Source organism: Enterobacter sp. RHBSTW-00901 (genome assembly GCF_014103115.1).
In the GTDB taxonomy this organism is placed as follows: domain Bacteria; phylum Pseudomonadota; class Gammaproteobacteria; order Enterobacterales; family Enterobacteriaceae; genus Enterobacter; species Enterobacter cloacae_P.
This window is the reverse complement of record NZ_JABXPB010000001.1, coordinates 845,446-870,153: the sequence shown is the minus strand read 5'-3', so window position 1 is coordinate 870,153 and position 24,708 is coordinate 845,446. Positions and strand designations below refer to the sequence as shown.

Genomic DNA, 24,708 nt, shown 5'->3' with positions numbered 1-24,708 from the left:
CCTATTACTCCGAAAGGGTGCAGTCTCTTTTATTGATCTCGCGCATCCTGTATGATGCATCTTGCTAACCTTATTAACGCTGGTACTACTCCCGCTCAACATGACCCTATTAGCACTCGGTATTAACCACAAAACAGCCCCGGTTTCGCTGCGAGAACGCGTAACGTTTTCGCCGGATACGCTCGACCTGGCGCTGGATAGCCTGCTTGCACAGCCGATGGTGCAGGGCGGCGTGGTACTCTCGACGTGCAACCGTACCGAGCTTTACTTAAGCGTGGAAGAGCAGGACAACCTGCATGAAGCGCTTATCCGCTGGTTATGTGACTACCACAATCTCAATGAAGAAGAGCTGCGCACCAGTCTGTACTGGCATCAGGACAACGATGCGGTCAGCCATCTGATGCGGGTGGCCAGCGGGCTGGATTCACTGGTGCTGGGCGAACCACAAATTCTCGGTCAGGTGAAGAAGGCGTTTGCAGATTCACAAAAAGGACACCTGAAAGCCAGCGAACTGGAGCGTATGTTCCAGAAGTCTTTCTCTGTGGCAAAGCGTGTGCGAACCGAAACCGACATTGGTGCCAGTGCGGTTTCTGTTGCTTTCGCGGCCTGTACCCTCGCGCGTCAAATCTTTGAATCCTTGTCGACTGTCACCGTGTTGCTGGTTGGCGCAGGCGAAACCATCGAGCTTGTGGCGCGCCATCTGCGCGAGCACAAGGTGAAAAAGATGATTATCGCTAACCGTACCCGCGAACGTGCGCAGGTGCTGGCGGACGAAGTCGGCGCAGAGGTGGTTGCGCTGAGCGACATCGATGAACGCCTGAAAGAGGCGGATATTATTATCAGTTCAACTGCCAGCCCGCTGCCCATTATTGGCAAAGGGATGGTGGAACGAGCGCTGAAGTCCCGTCGTAATCAGCCGATGCTGCTGGTGGATATTGCCGTCCCGCGTGATGTCGAGCCTGAAGTCGGCAAACTGGCTAACGCCTATCTTTACAGCGTGGATGACCTGCAAAGCATCATTTCGCACAACCTTGCCCAGCGTAAAGCGGCGGCGGTTCAGGCGGAAACCATCGTTGAGCAGGAAACCAGCGAATTTATGGCCTGGCTGCGCGCGCAAAGCGTCAGCGAGACTATCCGCGATTACCGCGGGCAGGCGGAGCAGGTGCGTGATGACCTGACTGCCAAAGCGCTGGCGGCCCTTGAACAGGGCGGCGACGCACAAGCCATTCTGCAGGATCTGGCCTGGAAACTGACCAATCGCCTGATCCATGCACCAACCAAATCTCTCCAGCAGGCTGCCCGGGACGGGGACGATGAACGCCTGACTATTCTGCGCAACAGCCTCGGGCTGGAATAGCGCGCTATACCCATTTTCTATTACAAGGTGCATTTACGCCTATGAAGCCTTCTATCGTCGCCAAACTGGAAGCTCTGCATGAGCGCCATGAAGAAGTACAGGCGCTGCTCGGTGATGCCGGGACTATTGCAGACCAGGAACGTTTTCGCGCACTGTCGCGTGAGTACGCGCAGTTAAGTGATGTTGCAAAATGCTTTACCGACTGGCGACAGGTCCAGGAGGATATTGAAACCGCGCAGATGATGCTCGACGACCCTGAAATGCGTGAAATGGCGCAGGAAGAGCTGCTGGACGCGAAAACGCGTTCAGAAGAGATGGAGCAACAGCTCCAGGTGCTCCTGCTGCCAAAAGATCCGGACGATGAACGTAACGCCTTCGTGGAAGTCCGCGCCGGTACCGGCGGTGACGAAGCGGCGCTGTTTGCGGGTGACCTGTTCCGCATGTACAGCCGTTACGCGGAAGCGCGTCGCTGGCGCGTGGAAATCATGAGTGCCAACGAAGGCGAGCATGGCGGTTTCAAAGAGGTGATTGCCAAGATCAGCGGCGACGGCGTGTACGGCCGTCTGAAGTTTGAATCCGGTGGTCACCGCGTACAGCGCGTTCCGGCTACCGAATCACAGGGACGTATCCACACTTCCGCCTGTACGGTGGCGGTCATGCCTGAGCTGCCGGAAGCGGAACTGCCGGACATCAATCCGGCGGATCTGCGCATTGACACCTTCCGTTCCTCAGGGGCGGGTGGTCAGCACGTTAACACCACCGACTCCGCAATCCGTATTACCCACCTGCCAACCGGCATCGTGGTTGAGTGCCAGGACGAACGTTCCCAGCACAAAAACAAAGCCAAAGCCCTCTCCGTGCTCGGGGCGCGTATTCGTGCCGCCGAAGTGGCAAAACGCCAGCAGGCGGAAGCGTCTACCCGTCGTAACCTGCTGGGCAGTGGCGATCGTAGCGATCGTAACCGCACCTATAACTTCCCGCAGGGGCGCGTGACCGACCACCGCATCAACCTGACGTTATACCGTCTGGATGAAACGATGGAAGGTAAACTCGATATGCTGATTGAGCCTATCGTGCAGGAATATCAGGCCGACCAGCTGGCGGCATTGTCCGAGCAGGAATAATGGATTTTCAACACTGGTTACGCCATGCCGCCAGTGCGCTTTCTGAAAGTGAAAGCCCTAAACGCGACGCTGAAATTTTGCTGGAGTATGTGACGGGGAAAACCCGTACTTACCTGCTTGCCTTCGGCGAGACGGTGCTGACTGCTGAACAGGAAACACAACTTACCGCGCTGCTTGCCCGGCGTAAAACCGGTGAGCCGGTGGCGCATCTGGTTGGTGAGCGTGAATTCTGGTCATTGCCGCTGTTTGTCTCACCCGCCACCTTGATCCCCCGGCCGGACACCGAGTGTCTGGTGGAGCAGGCGCTGGCGCGTTTACCGGCAAACCACTGTCGTATTCTCGATCTCGGTACCGGTACTGGCGCGATTGCGCTGGCGCTTGCCAGCGAACGCCCGGACTGCGACGTGACGGCGGTTGACGTGATGCCTGACGCAGTGGCACTGGCACAGCGAAATGTCGAACACCTCGGATTCCGCAATGTGACGGTGCTGCAAAGCAGCTGGTTCAGCGCACTTGAGAACCGCGCGTTTGAGATGATTGTCAGTAATCCTCCCTACATTGACGAACACGACCCGCACCTCGCGCAGGGAGATGTTCGCTTTGAGCCGCTGACGGCACTGGTTGCGGCCAACGAAGGTTTAGCCGATCTTGATCACATTGTGACAACGTCACGACAACATTTGCTTCCCGGTGGCTGGCTGCTGGTGGAACATGGCTGGACGCAAGGAGAAGCTGTCCGTGCTCTGTTTACGCAAGCAGGGTACGCCGCGGTAGAAACCTGCCGCGATTACGGCGGCAATGACCGTCTGACGCTGGGGCAGTGGTCATGAGTCTGTTTACCGTGCTGATAACTGTTCACCTGCTCGCCGTTGCGATGACCATCGGTTTTTTCATCGTGCGGTACTGGTGGCGCTACAGCAATAATCCACTGATTGACCTCCGCTGGGTGCGAATTGCACCACACTGTATCGACACGGTGCTGTTTCTCTCTGGAGCCGGGTTAATGTGGAAGACGGGCTATCTGCCTTTTACTGATAAAGGTACATGGCTGACTGAAAAGCTGTTTGGCGTTATCATCTACATCGTTTTGGGTTTTATCGCGCTTGGGCGTCGTCGTCCGCGCAGCCAGCAGACCGGGTTTATTGCCTTTCTGCTGGGTCTGGTGGTGCTGTACATCATCATTAAACTCGCCACCACAAGAATACCGTTACTGGGGTAAGTCATGAAGTCCTTAGCCGATTTCGAATTTAACAAAGTGCCGCTCTGCGATGGAATGATCCTGATTTCGGAGATGATCCGCGACGATTTTACGTCGCAGTACGTCTACGCGGAGCTGGAAAATCTGGTCAGTCTGGCGCGTGAAGAGATCAATCAGGCGCACCCGCAGGACTGGCAATTAGAGAAGCTTATTGAGCTTTTCTACGGCGAATGGGGTTTCTGCGACACGCGTGGCGTGTATCGCCTGTCTGACGCATTATGGCTGGACCAGGTCTTAAAAAATCGTCAGGGCAGCGCTGTGGCGCTGGGTTCTATTTTGCTGTGGGTCGCACACCGTCTGGATATCCCGCTGGTGCCGGTCATCTTCCCGACGCAGATGATCCTGCGGGCGGAGTGGCTGGACGGCGAGATGTGGTTAATCAATCCATTTAATGGCGACACGCTGGATGAACATACGCTGGACGTGTGGCTGAAAGGTAATATCAGCCCGGTGGCCGAACTCTTCAACGAAGATCTCGACGAAGCCGATAACTCAGAGGTTATCCGCAAGCTGCTGGATACGCTGAAGTCTGCGCTGATGGAAGAGCGGCAGATGGAGCTGGCGCTGCGTGCCAGTGAAGTGCTGCTGCAGTTTAATCCGGAAGATCCGTACGAAATCCGCGATCGTGGCCTTATCTATGCCCAGCTCGATTGTGAGCATGTGGCGCTGAATGATTTGAGCTATTTTGTGGAGCAATGCCCGGAAGACCCGATCAGCGAAATGATCCGCGCGCAGATCAACGCGATCTCGCACAAACAAATTACACTGCATTAATCTTAATTCCGATTCACACCTGAATAAGGCGATCCTATGAAACAAAAAGTGGTTAGCATTGGTGACATCAACGTGGCAAACGACCTGCCGTTCGTGCTGTTTGGCGGCATGAACGTGCTGGAATCACGTGATCTTGCGATGCGCATTTGCGAGCACTACGTGACCGTGACCCAGAAACTGGGCATTCCGTACGTGTTTAAAGCCTCTTTTGACAAAGCCAACCGCTCCTCTATCAACTCTTACCGTGGCCCGGGCCTGGAAGAGGGAATGAAGATTTTCCAGGAGCTGAAACAGACCTTTGGCGTGAAAGTGATCACCGACGTGCATGAAGCTGCGCAGGCGCAGCCAGTGGCTGACGTGGTAGATGTGATCCAGCTTCCTGCGTTCCTGGCTCGCCAGACCGACCTGGTTGCCGCAATGGCGAAAACCGGTGCCGTGATCAACGTGAAAAAACCACAGTTCGTAAGCCCTGGCCAGATGGGTAACATCGTCGATAAGTTTATCGAAGGGGGTAACGACAAGGTTATTCTGTGTGACCGTGGTTCAAACTTCGGTTATGACAACCTGGTTGTGGATATGCTGGGTTTCAGCGTGATGAAGAACGTGTCCAACCAGTCTCCGGTGATCTTCGATGTGACCCACGCCCTGCAGTGCCGCGACCCGTTTGGTGCAGCGTCTGGTGGCCGTCGTGCGCAGGTAACGGAACTGGCGCGCGCCGGTATGGCAACCGGCCTGGCAGGTCTGTTCATTGAAGCGCACCCGGATCCGGCTCACGCGAAATGCGATGGCCCATCGGCGCTGCCGCTGGACAAGCTGGAGCCGTTCCTGAAACAGATCAAAGCAATTGACGATCTGGTGAAAAGCTTCGACGAGCTGGATACCAGCAACTAATAAAAAAACCCGCTTCGGCGGGTTTTTTTATGTTTTCTCCCTCTCCCTGTGGGCTGAGGGTTCCCCAGTAATTTTGTTCTTCTTAAGCAATTAAACTATTTCATTGAAATATAAGACTTATAGCGACTCCATGGTCCGGCTGAAAATCGCCGAAGCGTTTCCTGAAGGCCGGGGCGAGGCGCAGGGATGCGCCGAGAGGGCATTGCCTGCAGGGATGCAGGCTAATGCCCGACCCGAAGCCTGAAGGAATAAGCTGAGGGTACCGCGCAGCGGCGATTTTCCTGCCGGGAGCCCGGGTTGCCAGGGCGGTGGCGGTGAACCGCCCTGGCACGTTCACCTGTATCGTCGTTACAGAGTAGCAATCAACATAAAGTGAACGGAATAACCACTACTGCTTTATGTTCCCCCTCACCCCAGCCCTCTCCCTCTGTACGGTCCGGGGACATGGTAGACAGGTGTTCGGGGACATGGTGAACACTTTTTAACATCCTTTACCTATGGTGATCGACTTTTTCTTCAGGTCGATCACCCCCACTTTCGTGCTGTACCACCACACGTCATAACAGCCGTCTTCCTGTGTTTCCCTCAGCCCTACCCGTTCCCCCCTGAACGCCTTGCCTGCGCTCAGACTGACTCCTTTCACGCTCAGCTTCCCGCTGATATCGACTTTCCTGACCATCACCCCCTCATCGTATTCCGGTGGGATTGTGTTGCCGTTGTACTGCCGTGCGGACGGCTGATACCGGGAGGCCGGAACGTTCATACCCAGCGCCTCGTGCGGTCGTTCAAGGTTATAGACGGTGCGCCAGTGTTCAAATGCACGCTGCAGTTCACCGCTGTCCGCGAACCACTTCCCCTGCAACACTTCCGCCTTCAGGCTGCGGTGAAAACGCTCCAGCTTGCCCTGTGTCTGCGGATGATATGGCCGGGAGTGCCCCACCCGGATACCCAGGCGCATCAGCCACAGCTCCAGTGCCGTCCAGATGCCGGTGGTGTCGCCCCACGGCGCTCCGTTATCCATCGTCATCCTGTCCGGCAGACCGTAGCGTTCAAACACGCTGACCAGCTGCTGCTGTACGGTCTCACGCCGTTCATCGGTGCAGTGTGCCAGGCACAGGGAAAAGCGGGAGTGGTCATCCAGCAGGGTGAGCGGATGACAGCGGCCACCACCAAAGGGAAAGTGTCCCTTAAAATCCATCTGCCAGAGGCGATTGGGCGCATCATGTTCGAACCGCCCTGAGGCCGGAATGCCCGGTGAAACGCCCGGCAGCAGACCGTGGCGGGCCATCAGGTTATGGACGGTGCTGAAAGCGGGCATGCAGTGCCCCAGGTCTTCCAGCCAGCGCTTAATCTTGCGTGCGCCCCAGCGTTCATGACGGTCATGTGCCATGCGCAGCAGAGCAGTGATGTCATCAGATGAGCGGTTCGGGGAATGATGAGGTATACGGGGCCGGTCCAGAAGGCCGGATGCGCCTTCCTGAGCCCAGCGCTGAAGCCACTTATAGCCAGTGGCAGGCGAAATGCCGTAGTGACGGCACAGGGAACGGATGTTCGCCCCGTCCTGCGAGGCAAACAAAACAAACCCGGTACGTAATGACATGGTATCTCTCGCATCCCAGGGCATAAGTGACTCCATAAACGGGTTCTTATGCCTTAGTTGTAAGTGTCTACCATGTCCCCGAACAAGTGTTCACTATGTCCCCGGACCGTACACCCTCAAGGGAGAGGGGGTATTCTGTGCCAACCTGTAATTTGTGGGGATCCCTCAACCCTGTGGGAGAGGGTTGGGTGAGGGCATCAGGCCGCAGCGGATGAAAACTACGCAAATATTGTCATCAGATACGCCACAAACAGCGCCATATGTGCCGCACCGTTCAGCACGTTTGTGCGTCCGGTTGAGAAAGAGATATGGCACAGCACCAGCGACGCTACCATCACAATCATCTCTGGCGCGCCCAGCGCAAACTGCAACGCGTTGCCGGTCATAAAGGCAATCAGCGTCACCACCGGAACGGTGAGTGAGATAGTCGCCAGCACGGAGCCGAAGAACAGGTTCATTGCACGCTGCACCTGATTGCTCAGCACCGCCTTCAGCGCCCCCAGCCCTTCAGGGGAGAGAATGAGCAGCGCCACCAGGAAACCGGTAAACGCCACCGGAGCATTCAGCTCAGTTAGCAGTGTCTCCAGCGGGTTCGCGTTCATCTTGGTCACGGCGATAACCGCAATCAGATGCACAAGGAGCCAAACGGTGTGCCATAGGCTGCTGTGAGCGGACGGCTTACCGTGGTGCGGATCGTCGTCGTCGCTATCATCTTCATGCTCGTATACAAACAGGCTCTGGTGCGTTTTGGTCTGAATAAGCAGGAATACGCCATACATAGCCGCAGAAATCAGCGCCACCAGTAAGGCCTGCCCGGTAGTGAAGTTCGCGCCAGGCAGTGCCATCGGGAAGACCAGCACGATAATGGCCAGCGGGAACAGGGCGATAAGATACTGTTTAATGCCAAACAGGTTCATATATTGAGTGGCAAATTTACGGCCACCTAATAACAGAGAGAAACCCACCAGACCGCCCGTTACAATCATAATGATGGAATAGAGCGTGTCGCGCATTAGCGTGGGGGCAGCATCCCCGGTTGCCATTAGCGCGGAAATCAGGCTGACTTCGAGAATAACAACGGAAAGACTTAAAATTAATGAGCCATATGGCTCGCCCAGACGGTGGGCTAAGACGTCGGCATGGCGTACCACGCTAAAGGCACTGCTTAAGATCCCCACCAACGCGAGAATATTGATACCAACCACCACTGGCAGTGACTGACTGCTTCCCCAGAAGAGCAGCACCGCCAGCGCCAGAACCGGGAAAATGAGAGACGTCTCCTTGTGGCGGGTCTTTACCGCCTCGTGTGTTGCTGTCATGTGCTTCTCCATCAATGCAGGTGCTTGTAATTATAGATAGAATTTTGAGGGCGTTAAACTAACAGAACTCTGTTAAATTCCCTTTAATTTTTACTTAATTTTACCTTGATAAGGACATTGCCATTCAGAGTGACATAATAGCGACTCTTTTATGAATAAACATTAAATAACAGTCAATTAATGATTGTAATAATTCATAATTTTAATCTTTATTAGCGACAGAAAAGCGCTATTCAGTAGTGAAAACAGGACGTAGTGATACTATATAAAATGAAGTATACGTTACCAGATAACGTGCCAAATGAGCTTCCCGCCATGAAATAATTAGCTGCCTTTGTTTTGACTTTTCAGGCGGTTGAACTTCCGTTGTATTGCAACTGGCCTGTGAATTGCTTATCGTTAATTAACTGCTGGCAAAATGACCAGCACATAATGCCGGGAAGGCGAATTACAGATGTCGCAAGGAAGCATGCAGTGGCGGAGGTGTAAAGTGTTAACGCGTGATTTCTTAATGAAGGCAGATTGTAAGACGGCATTTGGTGCTATTGAGGAATCGCTTCTCTGGTCGGCTGAACAACGTGCAGCATCGCTCGCTGCTACGCTGGCATGTCGCCCGGATGATGGCCCGGTATGGATTTTTGGCTACGGTTCGCTGATGTGGAACCCGGCTCTGGAATTTATTGAATCAGCAACAGGTACGCTCCCTGGCTGGCACCGCGCATTTTGTTTGCGCCTGACCGCCGGACGCGGGAGTGCTTGTCAGCCTGGACGGATGCTTGCCCTGAAAGAGGGTGGACGCACCACGGGCGTGGCATACCGCCTGCCGGATGCCACTCTGGCAGATGAGCTGATGCTGTTGTGGAAGCGCGAGATGATCACCGGCTGCTATATGCCAAGCTGGTGCAAGCTGGAGCTTGACGACGGTCGCACCGTCAATGCGCTGGTGTTTATTATGGATCCGCGCCATCCGCTGTATGAAGCGGATACCCGTACGCAGGTGATTGCTCCGTTAATTGCTGCCGCCAGTGGGCCATTGGGTACCAATGCACAGTATCTTTTTTCCCTCGATCAGGAGCTGACGCGCCTTGGCATGAAGGATGATTGTCTGAATGAGCTGGTGGTGAAGGTGAAAGCGCTGCTGGAAGGAAATGTGCTGAATAACCCGCTGCACCCGGGTTTTGCCTGACAATACGCCCGGCTGCAAGAGAGCAGACCGGGCGTTCGTGTATTATGCCGCAACGTAGCTGACTGAATGCTCCAGCGACTGGCTGTGGCTGTCAATCAGAACATCCCATGTGCCGGTATACGGCACAGTAAGCCACGCTTTGTCATCCTGTACGGTCAGAATGTCTGCCTGCGATTGCCGCTGCGCTTTTGAACTCATCAGATGAATACGGCAGCGCTCTGAGCAACGAACCACTATTGTATCCCCGCCAAACAGTTTCAAACTTGTTTTAACCAGTGCCATTTTTTACCCCGTCGTCTTAAACAACGCTCTCCCTGCAACCCATTCCGAGCGTGATGTTGTTCACAATTCACTCACTGCATAACACCAAAGGGGAGGGGGTGGGATGCTGATTTTGATCAAAAAATGGCATAACATTTAAACAAAAATGACAAAACACCTGAAAGCTTTCAGCTGACGCGCGTTTCACCAGGCTAACGCGCGTCAGAAGAAAATTAAATGCGGAAATGTCCGGCTGTTTCAGCAAGGTCACCCGCCTGGCTTTGCAGGGCGCTGGCTGCAGCGGCGGATTGCACCACCAGCTCAGCATTCTGTTGTACCATCCTGTCGAGATGGGTAACTGCATGGTTAATCTCGTGAATACCTTTCATCTGCTCGCTGGTGGCAATGGAAATCTCACGCATGATGCCCGAAACGCTACCGATGCTGGAGCGGATCTCATTCATGCTTTCCCCTGCCAGGTGAACGTAGCGAGAGCCGGTTGCCACGCTGTTGGTGGTGGAGTCGATCAGCGTTTTGATCTCTTTTGCCGCCTGAGCACTGCGGCTGGCCAGGTTACGCACTTCACCCGCAACCACCGCAAACCCACGGCCTTGTTCCCCGGCACGGGCCGCTTCCACCGAGGCGTTCAGTGCCAGAATGTTGGTCTGGAAAGCAATGCCGTCAATTACACTGGTAATATCGCCAATTTTCGCTGACGCCACTTCGATAGACTGCATGGTGCTGATGGCCTGAGATACCACTTCGCCACCGCGTGAGGCGGCCGCAGAGGCCTTGCTTGCCTGATCGTTGGCTTCTGCCGCAGACTCATTCGACTGGGTCACCGAAGCGGTGATCTCTTCGACGGCGCTGGCGGTTTCACGCAGACTGGAGGCGGCCTGCTCGGTACGCCCGGAGAGATCCTGGTTACCGGCGGCAATTTCCTGTGCGGCGTTTTTCACCGATGCGCTGGCATCTCGCAGCTGAACCATTACCACCGAGAGCTTATCGCTGAAGGCGTTAAATGCATGTGCGATTTGCGCCACTTCATCCTCGCCGTTATCTGGCAGACGCTGTGACAGGTCGTTAGTTCCGTTAGCAATGTTGTTCATCGCGTCGCGGATATCGGACAACCGTTTGAGCAGGCGGGCAATCAGGAAGTGAACAATTGCACCGCTCAACAGTGCCAGGATCACCAGCGACAGTGCTGACGCTTTCAGCAGCGAGCGCATGCCGGAGGTGGCATCGCTGTTGTCGAGCGCCACGATCAACATCCAGTGGGTACCCGGAACCGCCGTCGCGATGAAGGTTTTTTCGACACCGTTGAGCGACCCATCAACCGGGTTACCGCTTTTCAGGGCCGCAAAATCGGTGTCTTTGATGGTTTCGCCAAAGGGTTTCAGGGTCAGGGCCGGATCGTTCGCGGCAATGACGGTGCCATCGCTGTCAAGGAGCAAGCCGCTGCTGGCCGGAGTAGGATGGATCCCGCGCACGTTAGCCACCACGCTGTCCATTGCTACGTCACCGGCGACGACCGCTTTCAGTGAGCCGTTTTCTTTCACCGGCACGGCAAAGGTCACCACCAGTTTCCCGGTGCCTGCATCAACGTAAGGCGCTGTCACGACGGGGGCGTCAGCGCTGACTACCTGCTGATACCATGGTCGAATGGTAGGGTCGTAATCCGCAGGAACACCGGCGGGATCGGAGAATTTCGCCGTTTTGCTGGTATAGCCAACATAAACGTTAGTAAACCCACCCGCCTGGGCGAGTTGTTTAAACACCGGAACCGGGTCGTCACTCAGCGCAACAGTCTGCGCCGAGGCGATCACCGTCATTTTGCTGTGTACCCAGTCCGCAATCGCCATGTTATGGCTGGCACTGGTGCTGTTCAGAATATCACGCTGTGATTGCTGGTTATCCTGGCGCGTGACCTGGAAGTTTATAACGGTATTGAGAAGAAGCGCGACGACCAGACAACCTGTCGTCGCGGCAATGATGCGTGCACGAATGGATCTGAACATAAGTAAAATACCTGCTGTGTTGTTTTCATGCCTATCGGCAACCTGGCAGGTAAACTTGATGCTGAAACCGCGTCCATAAGAAAATAATATTTTTTCGGATTTATTATTAAAATGTTAATACTTTATCGGCGTCCAGCGTCCACTCTGCCAGCTCGACGAGGGTTCCAATTTCAACCCCCTCAATCAACGGTAGCCCGGTAATGCCGCGCCCGTCGGTGCAGGTCTTACACAGTTTGACCGGTACATTTTGCGCAGTCAGGATCTCCAGCATTTGCTGAATATTGTACCCTTCTGCGGGTTTTTGCCCCTTCAGCCCGGCGGTGACGGCATCCGACATTAAAAAGAGACGTAGCGCCAGGTTGCTCTCCCGTTCGCGCAGTGCGATTGCCAGACGCAGGCTGTTAAAAAGGGATTCGCTGCCGTAGGCCGCGCCGTTGGCGACGATCACAATCTTCTGCATGTTGACTCCTGTTCTTTGATAAGGCACGAATATTGCTTATTTCTCCGGAGATTCGCTATCCGGGAGAGTAAGCATGACATTAATGGCTGGCAGTACGCCAGGTGCAACCGAATGGTTCCAGCGCGCAAGAGTGATGCGCCGGGAACAGCTCAGCAAACTGGCACAGCTGGGTGTGCTGGTGAGCGGCATCAGTCGGCTGGTGCATATGCTACAGTGCGAGCGTGGGGCATCTAACGTCTGGCTCTGCTCACAGGGTAAGCTGTACGCGCCTGAATGCAAAGCCAGCCGGGGTCTGGTGGATGAAAATCTCGCCGCGCTTTATGACATGCTTGAAAAGCACACCCCAATGCCAGGCAGTGCCGTCTGCGAACGTATCGCCAGCGCACTGCTCAGCCTGGAAATACTGCCTGCCCTGCGTGACGGGGTGAATAAGCAAACCATCACGTCACCGCAGGCGATGGAGCACTACTGTCGCATGCTTCGCCATCTGCTCAGTATCGTGCCACAGCTCAATGACAGCATTGACGATCCGCAAATTGCAGGCCGTTTTGTCGCGCTCTATAGCCTGATGCAGGGCAAAGAACTGGTGGGACAAGAGCGGGCGCTGGGTGCCATCGGTTTCACGCTGGGGAATTTTAATGATGACACCCGCCAGAGACTGGTTGACCGCATTGACGGTCAGCAGGCCTGTTTTGAGGTTTTTTTGTCGCACAGTCATGCCGACGTGCAGAACACATTCTCCCTCAACTGCCTGCCAGAGCGTGAGATCGAACAGCTCAGACGCGTGGCCTGTACCCGCCAGCCTGCCGCGGATAACGGTGACACCGCGCTGAACTGGTTTTCCCTGCAAACGACACGTCTTGAGCACCTGCGCACGCTGGAGGAGATGGCGATTGCCGATCTGATGATCGCAGTGGATGAGCGCATCCAGAGTGACGACGACATTACGGTACCGGCCGATGAGCACGACGATCCCCTTGTGCATTACCCGGATAAACCCTTGCTACCCCTGGTTCGCCAGCAGGCGCGCGAAATAGAGCAACTCTCCCGCCAGCTTGCTTCTTTGCGCGATACGCTCGAGGAGCGCAAAACCATTGATAAAGCCAAAAGCGTGCTGATGATGCACCAGAGTATGAGCGAAGAGCAGGCGTGGACTGCCCTGCGTAAAATGGCGATGGACAAGAATCAACGCATGGTGGATATCGCCCGCGCTTTGCTTACCGTGAAGACGTTGTGGCAGGTAACACCAAAGGAGTAGTTGCACAAGTTGTGGGCATTTTGTGCCTGATTGAGGTGCGTCAACGCGTGCCCGTTCTGGCAACCACCAGCAAAACCGCGGGTTAAAAACTGGCATTCCCTTTGCATTAACAAATTAACCATTTTTGACGATGCGCCAACGGCGGTGCATGCGTCTTCGGGATAAAGGCGTCCAGCGGTGCTCCGGCACCGTCGGGCGCTTTTTTTTGTCTTTTTTTCAGGAGTGGGTCATGGCGGATGTGTCGAGACGGCGGTTTTTGCAGGCCAGCATGCTGGCGGGTGGCGCAATGTTGTTACCGGGTGTCATGCAGGCTGCGTGGGCGGCAGGGTCGGATAAACCGGAGCTGGAGACAGTGCGTATCGGGTTTATCCCGCTGACCGATTGCGCCCCGGTGGCGATCGCGGCGCTGAAAGGGTTCGATAAAAAATACGGCATTACCATTGTACCGACGAAAGAGGCGAGCTGGGCGGCAGTACGCGACAAACTGGTGGCCGGTGAACTGGATGCTGCACACATTCTTTACGGCCTGTTATACGGGCTGGAACTGGGCATTGCGGGTAAGCCGCAGCCAATGGCGAACCTGATGACGCTCAACCAGAACGGTCAGGCAATTACGCTCTCAGGTGACCTGGCGGAGAAGGGGGTTCGCGATCCCGACGGGCTGAAAAAGCTGATCGGACAACAGGCTCCAGGGACGTACACCTTTGCGCACACCTTCCCGACAGGGACGCACGCCATGTGGCTCTACTACTGGCTGGCCAGCGCGGGCATTAATCCGTTCGACGACATCCGTACCGTGGTGGTTCCGCCCCCGCAAATGGTGATGAACATGCGCATTGGCAACATGGTCGGTTTTTGCGTCGGCGAGCCGTGGAATGCACGCGCCATTAACGATCGTATCGGGTTCACTGCTGCAACGTCCCAGTCTGTCTGGGCGGATCATCCGGAAAAAATTCTCGGTACGCGTCGTGACTGGGTAGAGAAAAATCCGCATACCGCGCGGGCTCTGGTCAGCGCGGTGCTGGATGCCGCCCGCTGGATCGATGCCTCCCCGGAAAACAAACGTGAAACTGCGCAGCTCCTTTCTCGCCGGGCGTGGCTGAACACCAAAGAGCAGTATCTCACCGGGCGGATGCTCGGCGAGTACGACAACGGGATTGGTCAACGCTGGCAGGATGCGCATCCGATCCGCTTCTTCAACGACGGTGCCGTCAGCTATCCGTATCACTCCGACGGCATGTGGTTCTTAACCCAGTTTCGTCGCTGGGGCTTGCTCAAAACCGCGCCAGACTACGCGGCAATCGCACAACGCATTAACCAGACGTCAGTCTGGCAGGATGCCGCCACGGCAGTGGGTGGTATTGCCGCGCCGTCGTCACCGTATCGCAGCAGCACCCTGATGGACGGTACCGTCTGGAACGGCACCGATCCGGAAGGATACGCCAACCGCTTCGCTATTCACCGTAAAGGGGCCTGATTATGCAGCATCTGCAACGTACGACATCCAAAGAGAAAACGCCGGTGAGTGGGGAGGTGATTAGCCTGCCACCGGTACAGGTTCGCCGTCGTGCGCCAGCGTTTACGCGCCGTCTTAATGACGTTTTACAGCGCATCATTCCGGCGTTTCTCGGCCTGGGGTTACTGGTGTTGCTGTGGCAACTGGCGGCGATTAACAGTAAAGGCTTCCCGACTCCGCTCAGCACGCTGGATTCCGCCTTAACCCTGTTTGCCGACCCGTTTTACCGCGACGGGCCAAATGATATGGGCATCGGCTGGAACGTACTCGCCTCACTGCAGCGCGTGGCGGTGGGCTTTGGTCTGGCGGCGCTGGCAGGTATTCCGCTGGGTTTTCTGATTGGTCGCTTCACCTTTTTCTCCCGCATGTTTGGCCCGTTGATCGCCCTGTTACGCCCGGTCAGCCCGCTGGCATGGCTGCCCATTGGCCTGCTGTTGTTCCAGAAAGCGGAACCGGCATCGAGCTGGACGATTTTCATCTGCTCGATCTGGCCAATGGTGATCAACACCGCCGAAGGGGTGCGTCGTATTCCACAGGATTACCTCAATGTTGCCCGTGTGCTGCAACTCTCTGAGTGGACGGTTATGCGTCGCATCCTCTTTCCGGCGGTTCTTCCGGCGGTACTGACCGGGGTACGCCTGTCCATCGGCATTGCCTGGCTGGTGATTGTTGCCGCCGAGATGCTGACCGGGGGGTTAGGGATCGGTTTCTGGATCTGGAATGAGTGGAACAACCTCAACGTCGAAAACATTCTCATCGCCATCGTCATTATTGGCGTGGTCGGGTTGCTGCTGGAGCAGGGATTGATGCTGATCGCCCGTCGCTTTAGCTGGCAGGAAAAATAAGGAGTGACTATGAAACCGTTAATTCAGGTACAGGCCGTGAGCCAGCGTTTTTCCACTGCCAGCGGGGAGTTTCTGGCGCTGCAAAACGTCTCTTTTGATATTCACGAAGGTGAAACCGTGAGCCTGATTGGCCACTCCGGCTGCGGTAAGTCGACGCTGCTGAACCTTATCGCCGGGATCACCTTACCGACAGAAGGCGGGCTGATTTGCGATAACCGCGAAATTGCAGGCCCTGGACCAGAGCGTGCGGTGGTGTTCCAGAACCACTCTTTGCTGCCGTGGCTGACCTGTTTCGACAACGTCGCACTGGCGGTGGATCAGGTGTTTCGTCGCACCATGAGCAAGGCTGAACGCCGGGAGTGGATTGAACACAATCTTGAACGAGTGCAGATGGGGCATGCCCTGCATAAACGTCCGGGGGAGATTTCCGGGGGGATGAAACAGCGTGTTGGCATCGCCCGTGCGCTGGCGATGAAGCCGAAAGTGTTACTGATGGATGAACCTTTCGGGGCGCTGGATGCACTCACGCGTGCTCATCTGCAGGACTCGGTGATGCAAATCCAGCAGACGTTGAACACCACCATTGTGCTTATCACCCACGATGTGGATGAGGCGGTCCTGCTTTCTGACCGCGTGCTGATGATGACCAACGGCCCGGCGGCAACCGTGGGAGAGATCCTGCACGTTGACCTGCCACGCCCGCGCAACCGGGTACAGCTGGCGGAAGACAGCCGCTATCACCATATGCGTCAGCAAATCCTCCATTTCCTCTATGAAAAACAGCCCAAAGCGGCGTAACGAGGAGGCCACGATGCGACTGGTGATTATCGGTAATGGAATGGCAGCAACGCGGCTGATTGCCTCGCTGACCGAACGTGCGCCCGGTCGTTTCGCCATCACCGTCATCGGTGAAGAGCAGGAGCATGCTTACAACCGTATTCAGCTCTCTCCGGTTCTCGGTGGTGAAAAACAGGCGGCAACGATCCGTCTGCAGGATGACAACTGGTATCGCGAACGCGGCGTCACGGTGCTGAGAGGGGAAAAGGTCACCGCTGTGGATGTGGCGGCGCGGACAGTTCACACCCCAAGCCAGACGCTGTTGTGGGATGAACTGGTCTTTGCCACCGGGTCAATACCCGTTGTGCCGCCAATACCCGGAGGTGATGCGCCGCACGTGCTGACCTTTCGCACGCTTGCGGATACCCGCGCCATTCTCGACAGGTCAGGTCCGGCAGTGGTGTTGGGCGGTGGTGTTCTGGGCGTTGAAACGGCAGCGGCGCTTGCCCTGACTTGTGACAACGTCACCATTGTGCATCGTGGTGCGTGGTTGATGGAGCAACAGCTGGATCAGCAGGCGGGTGTGCTGCTTGAAGAGGCGCTGGCGGAGCGCGGTGTTCGCTGTGAACTGTCGTCAGGCATCACTGCCGTGACGGCCGATTCGGTGACATTGCTGAACGGGCGTCAGCTTCACGCCACGCGCGTGGTGCTCGCCACCGGCGTGCAGCCCTGCATCACCCTGGCAAAAGCCAGCGGCGTTCACTGCGCGCGCGGCATTGTGGTGGATCCGCAGATGCAGACCTCCGCACCGAATATTAGCGCTATTGGTGAATGCTGCGAAATTGACGGCCAGACGTTTGGCCTCGTCGCCCCTTGCCTGGCTCAGGCGGATATCCTCGCGGCCCGACTGACCGGGGAGAAGACTGCACCCTTTGCGCTCAACGACAGCGGGATGCGGCTCAAGGTGACCGGCATGGCGTTGTTCAGCCTCGGGCGTGCCACCGCGCAGCCCGACGATGTGGTCTGGAGCTCATGGGACCCACTGACGCGCCACTACCGTCGTTTATTGATCCATCGCGGCGTGCTGGCTGGCGTGCTGCTGATGGGGGATTGCCGTAGCGCGGCAACCTTTACCGATTTACTGGCAACGGCAGCTCCTGCTCACGCGGACTGGCTGTTCGATCGTTTCACAACGCAACCGCAGGTTGCAGGACAGAAAGCTATGACAAAACCTACTCTGGTGGTGGTTGGACACGGTATGGTCGGCCATCATTTTCTTGAAGATTGCGTTAGCCGCAATTTGCACCAGCAATACCAGATTGTCGTTTTTGGCGAGGAACGTTACGCCGCCTATGACCGCGTCCATCTGTCTGAGTATTTTGGCGGGCGTAGCGCGGAATCACTCTCGCTGGTGGCCGGGGATTTCTTTGCTGATAACGGCATTGAGCTGCGCCTGTCGCAGCAGGTGGTTGCTATCGATCGTGAGGCTCATGTGGTGCGCACGGCCAGCGGGCATGAAACCCACTGGGACAAACTGGTGCTGGCAACCGGATCGTATCCGTTCGTTCCCCCCGTGCCGGGCAACGATCTCCCGGGCTGTTTTGTCTACCGTACGCTGGACGATCTCGACAACATTGCTGCGCATGCTGAAGGTGCCCGTCGTGGGGTGGTGATCGGCGGCGGTCTGCTCGGGCTGGAAGCGGCAAACGCTCTGAAGCAGCTGGGGCTGGAAACGCATGTGGTGGAGTTTGCCCCCAACCTGATGGCGGTGCAGCTCGACAACGATGGCGCTTCAATGTTGCGTAAAAAAATCGAGGCGCTGGGCGTAGGGGTTCACACCAGTAAAGCCACCACCGAAATCGCCTCAACGGACGACGGGCTGGTATTACGCTTTGCCGGGGGTGAGCAGCTGGAAACCGATATGGTGGTCTTCTCAGCGGGGATTCGTCCGCAGGATGCGCTGGCCCGTAGCAGCGGTTTGCTCACTGGCGAGCGAGGCGGGATCTGCATTGATACGCACTGCCAGACTTCCGATAAAGACGTCTTTGCCATCGGAGAGTGTGCGCTCTGGGAGGGCAAAATTTTTGGTCTGGTTGCGCCTGGCTACCAGATGGCTCGCGTTGCCGCCGCGGCCCTGGCGGGTGAGGAGAAATCATTCGCCGGAGCCGATATGAGCACCAAACTGAAACTGCTCGGGGTGGATGTGGCCTCGTTTGGCGATGCGCATGGCCGTACGCCAGGCGCATTAAGCTACCAGTGGACGCACGGCCCACAGCAAATCTACAAAAAAATTGTGGTCAGCCATGACAGCAAAACCCTGTTAGGCGGTGTGCTGGTGGGCGATGCCAGTGAATACGCCACACTGGTGCAGATGATGCTCAACGGTATCAGTCTGCTAAAAGAGCCAGAAACGCTGATTTTACCCGCGCTCTCCGGCAGTGCGCCAAAAGTGCTCGGCGTGGCGGCGTTGCCGGAAAGTGCGCAGATCTGCTCCTGCCATAACGTCAGTAAAGGCGATATCTGCCAGGCAGTGAGTGCCGGTGCGACGGATATCGGGGCCATCAAGCAGTGTACCAAAGCGGCAACCGGCTGCGGGGGGTGCAGTGCGCTGGTAAAACAGGTGATGGAATTCCAGCTTGCTGAGCAGGGCGTGGAGGTGAAAAAGGATATCTGTGAACACTTCCCGTACTCACGCCAGGAGATTTACCACCTGGTGCGCGTCAACCATATCCACACTTTTGAGCAGCTGATTAGCCGCTACGGGCAGGGGCACGGGTGCGAAATTTGTAAGCCGCTGGTGGGGTCGGTGCTGGCGTCCTGCTGGAATGAGTATCTGCTCAAACCGGCGCATCTGCCGCTGCAGGACACCAACGACCGCTATTTTGCCAATATCCAGAAGGACGGAACCTATTCCATTGTGCCGCGCATGCCTGCGGGGGAAGTGACTGCCGACGGGCTGATCGCCATCGGCCAGATCGCGAAACGCTATAACCTGTACAGCAAAATCACCGGTGGGCAGCGTATTGACCTGTTTGGTGCCACGCTCGACCAACTGCCGGAGATCTGGCAGGCGCTGGTGGAGGCCGGGTTTGAAACCGGGCATGCGTACGGTAAGTCGCTGCGTACGGTGAAATCCTGCGTCGGCTCGACCTGGTGTCGTTACGGTGTACAGGATTCCACCGGCCTCGCGGTGAAGCTGGAGCATCGTTATAAAGGCCTGCGTTCTCCGCATAAAATCAAAATGGCGGTGTCCGGCTGTACCCGTGAATGCGCCGAAGCGCAGAGTAAAGACGTTGGCGTTATTGCCACGGACAAGGGGTGGAACCTCTATCTGTGCGGCAACGGCGGCATGAAACCGCGCCATGCGGATCTGTTTGCCAGCGATCTGGATGACGAAACGTTGATCCGTACCGTCGATCGTTTCCTGATGTTCTATGTCCGCACGGCGGATCGCCTGCAACGCACCAGCACCTGGATGGACAACCTGGAAGGGGGACTCGACTACCTGCGTGAGGTGATCCTCAACGATAGCCTGGGTATTGCCCACGAACTTGAGCAGGAGATGGCCCGGGTGGTGGAGACATATCAGTGCGAATGGCAAACCACGCTTAACGATCCAAACCGGCTGGCGCTGTTCCGTACCGCAGTGAACGGCACCACGACGGATGACAGCAAGCGCTGGCAGGAAATTTGTGGCATCGATGATATTCCGGAGCAGGCGGGGATTGGCGCACGGCTGGGACGCAAACACATCGCACTGTTCCGTTTTGGCAAGTCTGTCTATGCCCTTGACGATCTGGAGCCTGGCAGCAACGCAAACGTGCTTTCACGCGGCATTCTCGGTGATGCGGGAGGAGAGCCGGTGGTGATCTCCCCGCTCTACAAACAGCGCATTCGCCTGCGTGATGGTTGCCAGATCGACAATGGTGAACCGGCGGTGCGCGCCTGGCCGGTGAAAATAGAGAACGGCAAGGTGTGGGTCGGTAACGATGCGCTGGTGATGCGGGCGGAGGCATCATGAATGAAACCCGAACAACGTGCCCTTACTGCGGGGTGGGCTGTGGTGTGGTCGCCAGAGTCGAGGACGATAAGATCGCTGTGCGGGGAGATGAAAACCACCCCGCAAATAGCGGTCGGCTTTGCGTAAAAGGTTCGGCGTTGGGTGAAACCACCGGGCTGCAGGGGCGCTTATTGCGTCCCGTTGTCGACGGTCATCAGGTGGAGTGGGGAGACGCGCTGAGTACGGCAGGCGAACGACTGCGGGAGGTCATCGACACCTGGGGGCCGCAGGCCGTGGCGTTTTACGCGTCTGGCCAGCTGTTAACCGAGGACTATTACGCCGCCAACAAGCTGATGAAAGGGTTTATCGGCGCGGCGAATATTGATACCAACTCGCGGCTCTGCATGTCGTCGGCAGTGGTGGGCTATAAGCGAGCCTTTGGTGAAGACATTGTACCGTGCAGCTATGACGATGTGGAAAACAGCGATCTGGTGGTGCTGGTCGGGTCGAATGCGGCATGGACGCACCCGGTGTTGTATCAGCGGCTGGTACAGGCGCGGCAGGCTAATCCGGAGATGAAAGTGGTGGTGATCGACCCACGCAAAACCGCCACCTGCGATATCGCTGACCTGCATCTGGCGCTCACACCCGGCAGTGACGCCGGGCTGTTTGTCGGTTTGCTTAACGTTATCCAGGGCACTGACGCGTGGCCGATGGCCCGCGTGGCGGAGTTTTGTGGCCTGTCGCCGGAAGAGATTGGCACTTTTTACGACTGGTTTCTCACTGCTCCGCGCGCCATCACGCTCTATACGATGGGGATCAACCAGTCCTCCAGCGGCAGCGACAAGTGTAATGCCATCATCAACGTCCATCTTGCCAGCGGAAAATTTGCTAAACAGGGCTGTGGTCCGTTTTCGCTGACCGGACAGCCAAATGCGATGGGAGGGCGGGAAGTGGGCGGCCTGGCGAATCAGCTGGCGGCACACATGAACTTTGAACCGGACGATCTCTCGCGAGTGGCACGTTTCTGGGGAACTGCGCGGCTGGCGCAAACGCCAGGGCTGATGGCGGTAGAGCTGTTTGATGCCATTGCCCGTGGTGAGGTGAAAGCGGTGTGGATTATGGGCACCAACCCGGCCGTGTCGCTGCCGGACAGTCACGCGGTGTGTCAGGCGCTGGCGAGCTGTCCACTGGTGATGGTGTCTGAGGTGATGGAGGAAACCGATACCAGCCGGTTTGCCCATATCCGTTTCCCGGTACTGGGCTGGGGAGAGAAAAACGGCACGGTGACCAACTCTGAACGGCGTATTTCACGCCAGCGTGCCTTCCTGCCTGCGCCGGGAGAGGCAAAACCGGACTGGTGGGTCATCGCTCAGGTGGCGAAACAGCTGGGCTACGGCGAGGCGTTTGCCTGGACACATCCGCAGGAGATTTTTTGCGAACATGCGGCGCTTACGGCATTTGAAAATAACGGCGAGCGGGCGTTGAACCTGCGCGAACTTGCTGCGCTCACCCGCGATGAATGGGATGCTCTGGAGCCATACCAGTGGTCGGCAGGGGATTTTCCGCGCCGGCAGATTGTGCCCGTTGAGCCGACGTCACACGCCGCTACCGTGGATGCACTTTATCCTCTGCTGTTAAACACCGGGCGCATTCGCGATCAATGGCACACCATGACCCGCACGGGGTACGTTGCCAGACTGATGCAACATATCGCCGAGCCGTTTGTCGATATTTGTGCTACCGATGCCACGCGGTTTGCACTGCACGACGGGCAGCTGGCGCGGATCAGCTCACCGCGCGGGGTGATGGTTGCCAGGGTTCGCATCAACGATGGGCTGCGGGCGGGGGAGTTGTTTGTACCGATGCACTGGAATGGGTGTTTCGCCCGTCAGGGAAAAGTGAATACGCTGGTGGAAGGGCGCTGCGATCCGCTCTCGGGTCAGCCGGAAAGCAAACAAACGGCCGTGAGGATCATGCCCTGGCAGCCCGGCTGGCAGGGTGAACTTTACGCCCGCACGCTGCCGGAACTGCCGTCTTCCGTTTACTGGTGGCGCAAAGCCTCACGTCTGACGATTGCAGGTGATAAACCGCTGCTGGAATGGGTGATGAACTACTGCACGGCCCGGGGCTGGCAGATGCAAATCGCCCAGACCGGCGAACGCAGTAGCGTACTGGCCTGGCATCAGGGTGAGCTGATGCTCGGTTACTGGGAAGGTACAGAACTGCCGGCGCTGGCACATACGTTTATAGAAGAGGCATTTCGTAACGCCCCCGTGCAGCTTGCTGAACGCCATGCGCTGCTGAACGGGCAAAACCCGGGGACGCGCGTGGAGCCGGGGCGGATCATCTGCAGCTGCTTTAGCGTGGGTGAAAATGCAATACGTGAGGCGATTGCCGGAGGGTGTGATTCCGCTGCGGCACTGGGGGCAACATTGCGCTGTGGCACGAACTGCGGATCGTGTGTACCGGAGCTGAAGACATTGATTGGGTCGAGGGGATAAAGGCGTCGGGTGGCGCTTACGCCACATGAAGTACCATCCGATAGTCAGTTTCAGGATATTCCTGAAATTTCCGTTAAGGCTGTAATTCACTCCCGATCGCGTTAATGTATTAAGCGTATTTTCATAAACACAGGTTCTTATTTCCGACGTTGATGGTTGTATCGTCCCGCTTTCGCCCCCTGTTTTTACTCCTCCTTTTTTTGGCCGGAGCCGTTCACGGTGCGCCGGATGCTTTTATGCAACAGGCGAAAAACCCCTTTGATAACAATGGCGACGGTTTACCGGATCTCGGCCTTGCCCACCCTTCGGCTGAAAGGGAAAAACACCTGGCGGAGATGGTAAAAGCGTTTGGCGAAGCCAGTATGACCGATAATGGTTTGAACACCGGAGAGCAGGCGCGTCAGTTCGCATTTGGTCAGGTGCGTGATGCGGTGAGCGGGGAGGTAAACCAGCAGATTGAATCGTGGCTCTCCCCCTGGGGTAATGCCAGCGCGGATTTACTGGTCGATGAAAATGGCAAATTTAACGGCAGCAGCGGACGCTGGTTTATTCCCTGGCGCGACAACAACCGGTATTTGAGCTGGAGTCAGCTTGGCCTGACGCAACAAACGGACGGGCTGGTGAGTCATGCCGGGGTCGGGCAGCGCTGGATAACCGGAAACTGGCTGCTGGGTTACAACACGTTTTACGACAACCTGCTGGATGAAAACCTTCAGCGTGCCGGGTTGGGAGCGGAAGCGTGGGGTGAAAACCTGCATTTATCGGCCAACTACTATCAACCGTTTTCTGGCTGGCGCGAGCATTCCGACATTCAGGAGCAGCGGATGGCGCGTGGATATGACGTAACGGCCAAAGCCTGGCTACCGTGGTTCCATCACCTGAACACCAGCATCAGCCTTGAGCAGTATTTTGGTGACAACGTCGACCTGTTTAACAGTGGAACGGGCAATCACAACCCGATGGCGGTCAATCTGGGGCTTAATTATACCCCGGTTCCGCTGGTCACCCTGACGGCTACACATAAGCAGGGGGAGAGTGGGGTCAGCCAGAATATCCTCGGGCTAAAACTCAACTATCGCTTTGGCGTACCGCTCTTTAAACAACTTTCAGCCAGCGAAGTTGCCACCACGCGTTCTCTTCGCGGTAGTCGCTATGATTCGCCGGAACGGGATAGCTTACCAGTTATGGCGTTTCGCCAGCGCAAAACGCTGTCGGTTTATCTGGCAACGCCGCCGTGGGATCTGAAAGGGGGTGAAACCGTAATGCTGAAGCTCCAGATACGCAGCGCGCGCGGTGTTCGTCAGCTTCACTGGCAAGGGGATACGCAGGCGCTGAGCCTGACGTCACCGGCAAACAGTACCAAAAGCGATGGCTGGAGCGTCATTATGCCTGCCTGGGATGACCGCGAGGGGGCAAGCAACCGCTGGCGGCTGTCAGTGGTAGTGGAAGATGAAAATGGGCAGCGTGTCTCTTCCAATGAGATCACGCTAACGGTGGTGCAGCCGCTTATCGCATTACCGAATGACGATCCCCGGTGGAAGCTGCTGCCGGAGGAGTGAC

The 24,708-nt window shown here is 56.6% G+C and carries 19 protein-coding genes; 14 read left to right on the top strand and 5 right to left on the bottom strand.

The window, feature by feature from the left end; all coding sequences use genetic code 11:
* Positions 1 to 100 precede the first annotated feature (100 nt).
* From hemA to kdsA, 6 genes are read left to right on the top strand one after another with little or no spacing between them, the layout of a single operon-like run.
* On the top strand, positions 101 to 1,357 hold the full coding sequence (hemA, locus tag HV318_RS04295; RefSeq protein ID WP_182274527.1) for a glutamyl-tRNA reductase: 1,257 nt from the start codon (positions 101 to 103) through the stop codon (positions 1,355 to 1,357).
* Positions 1,358 to 1,398: 41 nt separating this feature from the next.
* Positions 1,399 to 2,481, top strand: a complete 1,083-nt coding sequence (prfA, locus tag HV318_RS04290) for a peptide chain release factor 1 (RefSeq protein WP_182271713.1) — start codon at positions 1,399 to 1,401, stop codon at positions 2,479 to 2,481.
* Positions 2,481 to 3,311 carry a peptide chain release factor N(5)-glutamine methyltransferase gene (prmC, locus tag HV318_RS04285; protein WP_182271712.1) on the top strand — a complete coding sequence of 277 codons (831 nt, stop codon included), beginning with the start codon at positions 2,481 to 2,483 and terminating at the stop codon, positions 3,309 to 3,311. The genes prfA and prmC overlap by 1 nt, the downstream gene beginning before the upstream one ends.
* Entirely contained in the window at positions 3,308 to 3,700 is a 393-nt protein-coding gene (gene sirB2, locus HV318_RS04280; protein ID WP_182271711.1) for an invasion regulator SirB2, read from the top strand. Before prmC ends, sirB2 begins: the two co-directional genes overlap by 4 nt.
* Positions 3,701 to 3,703: 3 nt before the next feature.
* Entirely contained in the window at positions 3,704 to 4,513 is an 810-nt protein-coding gene (sirB1, locus tag HV318_RS04275) for an invasion regulator SirB1 (RefSeq protein WP_182271710.1), read from the top strand.
* A gap of 36 nt (positions 4,514 to 4,549) precedes the next feature.
* Positions 4,550 to 5,404, top strand: a complete 855-nt coding sequence (gene kdsA / locus HV318_RS04270; RefSeq protein ID WP_182271709.1) for a 3-deoxy-8-phosphooctulonate synthase — start codon at positions 4,550 to 4,552, stop codon at positions 5,402 to 5,404.
* A gap of 481 nt (positions 5,405 to 5,885) precedes the next feature.
* On the opposite strand, the gene HV318_RS04265 is transcribed toward kdsA, so the two are convergent.
* Positions 5,886 to 7,028, bottom strand: coding sequence for an IS481 family transposase (locus HV318_RS04265; RefSeq protein ID WP_524537210.1), 1,143 nt, complete (start codon positions 7,026 to 7,028; stop codon positions 5,886 to 5,888).
* A gap of 194 nt (positions 7,029 to 7,222) precedes the next feature.
* Complete coding sequence (gene chaA, locus HV318_RS04260) at positions 7,223 to 8,323, bottom strand: sodium-potassium/proton antiporter ChaA (protein WP_182271707.1); 1,101 nt, start codon at positions 8,321 to 8,323, stop codon at positions 7,223 to 7,225.
* Between the two features lie 490 nt (positions 8,324 to 8,813).
* Between chaA and HV318_RS04255 the strand changes: the two genes are divergently transcribed.
* Complete coding sequence (locus HV318_RS04255; protein ID WP_182271706.1) at positions 8,814 to 9,509, top strand: gamma-glutamylcyclotransferase; 696 nt, start codon at positions 8,814 to 8,816, stop codon at positions 9,507 to 9,509.
* Between the two features lie 42 nt (positions 9,510 to 9,551).
* On the opposite strand, the gene HV318_RS04250 is transcribed toward HV318_RS04255, so the two are convergent.
* The 3 genes from HV318_RS04250 to HV318_RS04240 form a co-directional block, all read right to left on the bottom strand.
* Positions 9,552 to 9,791 (bottom strand): DUF1883 domain-containing protein, encoded by a 240-nt coding sequence (locus HV318_RS04250; protein ID WP_182271705.1) that lies wholly within the window; start codon positions 9,789 to 9,791, stop codon positions 9,552 to 9,554.
* 212 nt (positions 9,792 to 10,003) lie between these two features.
* A complete protein-coding gene (locus HV318_RS04245) occupies positions 10,004 to 11,788 on the bottom strand; it encodes a methyl-accepting chemotaxis protein (RefSeq protein ID WP_182271704.1) in 1,785 nt (594 codons plus the stop codon).
* 106 nt (positions 11,789 to 11,894) lie between these two features.
* Positions 11,895 to 12,248, bottom strand: a complete 354-nt coding sequence (locus HV318_RS04240) for a DsrE/DsrF/TusD sulfur relay family protein (RefSeq protein WP_182271703.1) — start codon at positions 12,246 to 12,248, stop codon at positions 11,895 to 11,897.
* A gap of 73 nt (positions 12,249 to 12,321) precedes the next feature.
* On the opposite strand from HV318_RS04240, the gene nasR reads away from it, so the two are divergent.
* From nasR to HV318_RS04205, 7 genes are all read left to right on the top strand, one after another.
* Positions 12,322 to 13,506, top strand: coding sequence for a nitrate regulatory protein NasR (gene nasR, locus HV318_RS04235; protein WP_182271702.1), 1,185 nt, complete (start codon positions 12,322 to 12,324; stop codon positions 13,504 to 13,506).
* A 229-nt stretch (positions 13,507 to 13,735) separates the two neighbouring features.
* On the top strand, positions 13,736 to 14,983 hold the full coding sequence (locus HV318_RS04230) for a CmpA/NrtA family ABC transporter substrate-binding protein (RefSeq protein ID WP_182271701.1): 1,248 nt from the start codon (positions 13,736 to 13,738) through the stop codon (positions 14,981 to 14,983).
* Positions 14,984 to 14,985: 2 nt separating this feature from the next.
* A complete protein-coding gene (ntrB, locus tag HV318_RS04225; RefSeq protein ID WP_182271700.1) occupies positions 14,986 to 15,867 on the top strand; it encodes a nitrate ABC transporter permease in 882 nt (293 codons plus the stop codon).
* Positions 15,868 to 15,876: 9 nt separating this feature from the next.
* Entirely contained in the window at positions 15,877 to 16,665 is a 789-nt protein-coding gene (locus HV318_RS04220) for an ABC transporter ATP-binding protein (protein WP_182271699.1), read from the top strand.
* A 13-nt stretch (positions 16,666 to 16,678) separates the two neighbouring features.
* A complete protein-coding gene (nirB, locus tag HV318_RS04215; RefSeq protein WP_182271698.1) occupies positions 16,679 to 20,665 on the top strand; it encodes a nitrite reductase large subunit NirB in 3,987 nt (1,328 codons plus the stop codon).
* On the top strand, positions 20,662 to 23,148 hold the full coding sequence (locus HV318_RS04210; protein ID WP_182271697.1) for a nitrate reductase: 2,487 nt from the start codon (positions 20,662 to 20,664) through the stop codon (positions 23,146 to 23,148). Before nirB ends, HV318_RS04210 begins: the two co-directional genes overlap by 4 nt.
* Before the next feature lie 152 nt (positions 23,149 to 23,300).
* The gene (locus HV318_RS04205) at positions 23,301 to 24,707 is read left to right on the top strand and encodes a YchO/YchP family invasin (protein ID WP_182274526.1); all 1,407 of its coding nucleotides are present in this window, start codon (positions 23,301 to 23,303) and stop codon (positions 24,705 to 24,707) included.
* The last annotated feature ends 1 nt before the right edge of the window (position 24,708 follow it).

Excerpts from the sequence above, each read along its gene's own strand:
- nasR (WP_182271702.1), top strand. The coding sequence starts at position 12,322 with ATGACATTAATGGCTGGCAGTACGCCAGGTGCAACCGAATGGTTCCAG.
- hemA (WP_182274527.1), top strand. The coding sequence starts at position 101 with ATGACCCTATTAGCACTCGGTATTAACCACAAAACAGCCCCGGTTTCG.
- HV318_RS04205 (WP_182274526.1), top strand. The coding sequence starts at position 23,301 with ATGGTTGTATCGTCCCGCTTTCGCCCCCTGTTTTTACTCCTCCTTTTT.
- HV318_RS04250 (WP_182271705.1), bottom strand. The coding sequence starts at position 9,791 with ATGGCACTGGTTAAAACAAGTTTGAAACTGTTTGGCGGGGATACAATA.
- HV318_RS04230 (WP_182271701.1), top strand. The coding sequence starts at position 13,736 with ATGGCGGATGTGTCGAGACGGCGGTTTTTGCAGGCCAGCATGCTGGCG.
- HV318_RS04220 (WP_182271699.1), top strand. The coding sequence starts at position 15,877 with ATGAAACCGTTAATTCAGGTACAGGCCGTGAGCCAGCGTTTTTCCACT.
- HV318_RS04245 (WP_182271704.1), bottom strand. The coding sequence starts at position 11,788 with ATGTTCAGATCCATTCGTGCACGCATCATTGCCGCGACGACAGGTTGT.
- HV318_RS04240 (WP_182271703.1), bottom strand. The coding sequence starts at position 12,248 with ATGCAGAAGATTGTGATCGTCGCCAACGGCGCGGCCTACGGCAGCGAA.
- HV318_RS04265 (WP_524537210.1), bottom strand. The coding sequence starts at position 7,028 with ATGCCCTGGGATGCGAGAGATACCATGTCATTACGTACCGGGTTTGTT.
- nirB (WP_182271698.1), top strand. The coding sequence starts at position 16,679 with ATGCGACTGGTGATTATCGGTAATGGAATGGCAGCAACGCGGCTGATT.
- ntrB (WP_182271700.1), top strand. The coding sequence starts at position 14,986 with ATGCAGCATCTGCAACGTACGACATCCAAAGAGAAAACGCCGGTGAGT.
- kdsA (WP_182271709.1), top strand. The coding sequence starts at position 4,550 with ATGAAACAAAAAGTGGTTAGCATTGGTGACATCAACGTGGCAAACGAC.
- chaA (WP_182271707.1), bottom strand. The coding sequence starts at position 8,323 with ATGACAGCAACACACGAGGCGGTAAAGACCCGCCACAAGGAGACGTCT.
- prmC (WP_182271712.1), top strand. The coding sequence starts at position 2,481 with ATGGATTTTCAACACTGGTTACGCCATGCCGCCAGTGCGCTTTCTGAA.
- sirB2 (WP_182271711.1), top strand. The coding sequence starts at position 3,308 with ATGAGTCTGTTTACCGTGCTGATAACTGTTCACCTGCTCGCCGTTGCG.
- prfA (WP_182271713.1), top strand. The coding sequence starts at position 1,399 with ATGAAGCCTTCTATCGTCGCCAAACTGGAAGCTCTGCATGAGCGCCAT.
- HV318_RS04210 (WP_182271697.1), top strand. The coding sequence starts at position 20,662 with ATGAATGAAACCCGAACAACGTGCCCTTACTGCGGGGTGGGCTGTGGT.
- sirB1 (WP_182271710.1), top strand. The coding sequence starts at position 3,704 with ATGAAGTCCTTAGCCGATTTCGAATTTAACAAAGTGCCGCTCTGCGAT.